This window comes from Geminicoccus flavidas (assembly GCF_009806515.1).
In the GTDB taxonomy this organism is placed as follows: domain Bacteria; phylum Pseudomonadota; class Alphaproteobacteria; order Geminicoccales; family Geminicoccaceae; genus Geminicoccus; species Geminicoccus flavidus.
In genome coordinates this window covers 1-3,893 of sequence record NZ_WUJP01000071.1, presented here as the reverse complement: position 1 = coordinate 3,893, position 3,893 = coordinate 1, and the positions used below count along the sequence as shown (strand labels likewise).

Here is a 3,893-nt window from a genome sequence, read left to right as displayed (position 1 = left end):
TTGCCGGCCTCGCTCACCTCGACATGGCGGACCTCGTAGGCCGAGCCGACGAGGTTCTTGCCAAGGCGCATCCCCATCTTACCGCCAGCACCGAACAGCGCGATCACCGTCATCCCGACCAACCTCCCAGCTTGCCGTCATCCGAGCGGGCGAAAACTATGGTATAATGAGATGACCAGTCAACGGGTGTGACCTCTTCCTGGGTCGATCGCGCAGCGTCGACCACCGCGGCGGCCAGGCTACATCCGCCGGAAAATCGCTAGGGATGCTGACGACGGTGCTCTTTGCAAGGCGAACCAGTCCCGGCATCGTCGAAGCTGGAGCGGGCCCAGCCCGGTCCCGCGGGCAACCTGCGGGTCATGGCCATGCGTGGTCACCCGCTCCCCGTCACGATCCTCAGGGATACTCCCATGGCAAATGATCCGGACGCCGCCGGCGTCCGCTATGTCGAGGTCGATGTAACCTATTTCGAGAAGCGCACGCTGCGGCGCTATGCCGGCGTCTGGTCGCTCTGGGCGCTGGGCGTGGGCGCCGTCATCTCCGGCCATTATTCTGGCTGGAATCTCGGCCTGTCGATCGGCGGCTGGGGCGGCATGCTGATCGCCACCCTGCTGATCATGGTGATGTATCTGGGCCTAACCTACTCGATCGCCGAGATGAGCCCGGCCCTGCCGCACACGGGCGGCGCCTATTCCTTCGCCCGCACCGCGCTGGGGCCCTGGGGCGGCTTCCTCACCGGGCTTTCGGAGAACGTCGAGTACGTGCTCACGCCGGCCGTGATCGTGTTCTTCATCAGTTCCTACATGACCGGCATCTTCGAGACGCCCACCGCCATGCAGCCGCTGTGGTGGATCGCCTTCTATGTCCTGTTCCTGGGCCTCAACATCGTGGGCGTGGAACTGTCGTTCCGGGTCACGCTGATCGTCACCCTGGCTGCCCTGGCAGTCCTGGTGGTGTTCTGGATCAGCGCCTTCCCGCATATCGACTTCAGCCGCTGGGCGCTCAACATCGGCGCGGACGGCAGCGAGCTGCCCGAAGGCGGCGGCCCGTTCCTGCCGCACGGCATTACCGGCGCGCTCGCCGCCATGCCGTTCGCGGTCTGGCTGTTCCTGGCGATCGAGCAGTTGCCGCTGGCCGCCGAGGAGAGCCACGATCCGAAGCGCGACATGCCCAAGGGCATCCTGGCCGGCATCTTCACCCTGATCGTGTCGGCCTTCATGATCCTGTGGCTGAACCCCTCGGTGGCAGGCGTCGGCTCGTTCCACCTGGGCACGTCCGGCGAGCCGCTGCTGGACGGGTTCCGCGCCATCTTCGGCAGCGACATCGCCAAGATCCTGGCGCTGGTCGCGGTGATCGGCCTGATCGCGAGCTTCCACACTATCATCTTCGCCGAGGGCCGGCAGATCTATTCCCTGTCGCGGGCCGGCTACTTTCCGCGCGCCCTCTCGGTCACCCATGGCACTCGCAAGACCCCGCACGTCGCGATGATCACCGGCTCCATCGTGGCGCTGATCGTCATGATGTGCGTCTGGTTCGGGGTCGGCCAGGAGCGCGGCGGGGCGATCATCGGCGGCACGCTGCTCAACATGGCGGTGTTCGGCGCCATGTTCTCCTATGTCATGCAGGCCCTGGCCTTCATCTATCTGCGGCGCAACCTGCCGGACATCGAGCGGCCGTTCCGCAGCCCGCTGGGCGTGCCGGGTGCCTGGCTCACCGTCGTGATCGCGCTGGTCACCGTGTTCTTCCAGCTTTCCGACCCGGTCTACCGGGTGGGCGTGCTGGGCGTGGCGGTCTGGTTCGTGATCGGCATCCTCTACTTCCACTTCTATGCCCGCAACCGGATGGTCCTCTCGCCGGAGGAGAAGTTCGCGATGAGCCACCGCACGCGCAGGTGAGCCGCCAGGTCTGCACTGCCGGGCCCGGCCCCTTGCATCGCTGGCCTTGCCGCCGGACAAGGGTGCCGCACTTCAGGAGGCGGCGATGGCGGATCCGATCGAGCAGGCGGCAGAGCAGGTGGTGCAGGCGCGCCGGGCCAGGCAGGTGCTCACCAGCCTGCCCGGCATCGCCCCGGACGATGTCGATGCCGGCTACCGGGTCATGCGCGCGGCCAACACGCTGCTGGCGGCAGACCTGGGGCCGGTGGTAGGCTTCAAGATCGGTGCGACCAGCGCCCACATGCGGGAATATCTGGGCGTGGCCGAGCCGGTGTTTGGCGAGATCTTCGCCCGCAGCGTGCAGTTCTTGAACGGGCAGGTGCCGTTCTCCGCCTATCGGCGGCTCGGCATCGAGACCGAGATCGCGGTGGTGCTCAAGGACGAGCTGCGCTTGGACCGGGCCCATGACCGGGATTCCGTGGCCGGCGCGGTCGAGACGGTGCATGCGGCGGTCGAGCTGGTCGAGGACCGCTACGACGACTTCCGCACGATCGGCCCGGCGACGCTCGCCGCCGATAATTTCTTCGGCGCCGGCCTGGCGCTGGGCCGGTCCCGGCCGCTCGGTTCCGTGGCGGCGCTCGACCGGCTGAGTGCGGTCACCCTGCTGGAGGGTCGGGAGATTGGGCGCGGCACCAGCGACGCGCTGCTGGGCCATCCGCTCGACGCGCTGGCCTGGTTCGCCAACTGCCGGGCGAGGCTGGGCCTGCCGGTGTCGGCGGGCAGCGCGGTGACGCTGGGCTCGATCACGCCGGTAGTCTGGCTCGAGCGGCCGCAGCTCGCCAGCATCGAGATCGAGACGCTGGGCAAGGTGAATGTCCTGGTCGAGGCCGGCTGACGGGGCGGGTCGACGGCCAGTCGATCTTGCCACGGCACCCGGGCGATTCCGCCCGAGTGCTTCCGGTTGTCATGATCCGCCGTTACCTCGATAGTCGCGCACGGTTCCGAAATCGGGAGGCTGTTGCCCTTATGACCACCAAGTTCAGACGCCGTGGTGTCGTGGCCGGTGCCGGGCTCGCGACCGCAGGTATGGCGGCCGCAGCGTCGCTCCTGCCCAAGCCGGCGATCGCCCAGGACGCGCCAGAGATCAAGTGGCGGCTGACCTCGAGCTTTCCCAAGTCGCTCGACACGATCTATGGCGCCGCGGAACTGTTCTCCGAGGCAGTCTCGGCCGCGACCAACGGCAAGTTCCAGATCCAGGTATTCGCGGCCGGCGAGATCGTGCCCGGCCTGCAGGCGGCCGATGCGGTGACCAACGACACCGTCGAGATGTGCCACTCCTGTTCCTATTATTACTTCGGCAAGGACCCGACCTTCGCCTTTGGTACCGCCGTGCCGTTCGGCCTGAACGGCCGCCAGCAGAATGCCTGGATGTACGATGCCGGTGGCATCGACCTGATGAACGAGTTCTACGCGAACTATAACTTCATTGGTCTGCCGGGCGGCAATACCGGCTGCCAGATGGGTGGCTGGTTCAGCAAGGAAGTGAAGACGGTCGCCGATCTCGAGGGCCTGAAGATGCGCATCGCCGGCATTGCCGGCCAAGTGATGTCGAAGCTGGGCGTGGTGCCGCAGCAGATCGCCGGTGGCGACATCTATCCGGCCCTGGAGAAGGGCACGATCGATGCCGCCGAGTGGGTCGGTCCCTACGACGACGAGAAGCTCGGCTTCTACAAGGTCGCGAAATACTATTACTATCCTGGCTGGTGGGAAGGCGGTGCCATGCTGCACTTCTTCATCAACCAGGCGAAGTGGAACGAGCTGCCGCCCGTCTATCAGGAAGTGGTGCGCAGTGCCGCGGCCTATGTCAACGTGGTGACGCAGGCCCGTTACGACGCGCGCAACCCGCGTGCGCTGAAGGCGCTGGTGGCGAACGGCGCGCAACTGCGCCCCTTCAGCCAGGAGATCATGCAGGCCTGCTTCAAGGCTTCGCAGGAGGTCTATGCCGAGCTCAGCGAGACG

At 66.5% G+C, this 3,893-nt stretch carries 3 protein-coding genes and 1 pseudogene; 3 read left to right on the top strand and 1 reads right to left on the bottom strand.

All coding sequences use genetic code 11. From position 1 onward, the window contains the following. Positions 1–113 (bottom strand): annotated as a pseudogene (locus EQG76_RS33230) (semialdehyde dehydrogenase); the annotation flags it as partial. Positions 114–410: 297 nt separating this feature from the next. Between EQG76_RS33230 and EQG76_RS01890 the strand changes: the two are divergent. The 3 genes from EQG76_RS01890 to EQG76_RS01880 all read left to right on the top strand — a co-directional run. Then, entirely contained in the window at positions 411–1,895 is a 1,485-nt protein-coding gene (locus tag EQG76_RS01890; protein ID WP_159710103.1) for an amino acid permease, read from the top strand. Positions 1,896–1,980: 85 nt separating this feature from the next. Continuing rightward, positions 1,981–2,769, top strand: coding sequence for a 2-keto-4-pentenoate hydratase (locus EQG76_RS01885; protein ID WP_159710101.1), 789 nt, complete (start codon positions 1,981–1,983; stop codon positions 2,767–2,769). Between the two features lie 131 nt (positions 2,770–2,900). Continuing rightward, on the top strand, positions 2,901–3,893 hold a 993-nt coding region (locus EQG76_RS01880; protein WP_159710099.1), incomplete at its 3' end, for a TRAP transporter substrate-binding protein.

Bases quoted from the DNA above. Each gene is read 5' to 3' on its own strand.
- EQG76_RS01885 (WP_159710101.1), top strand. From the start codon at position 1,981: ATGGCGGATCCGATCGAGCAGGCGGCAGAGCAGGTGGTGCAGGCGCGC.
- EQG76_RS01890 (WP_159710103.1), top strand. From the start codon at position 411: ATGGCAAATGATCCGGACGCCGCCGGCGTCCGCTATGTCGAGGTCGAT.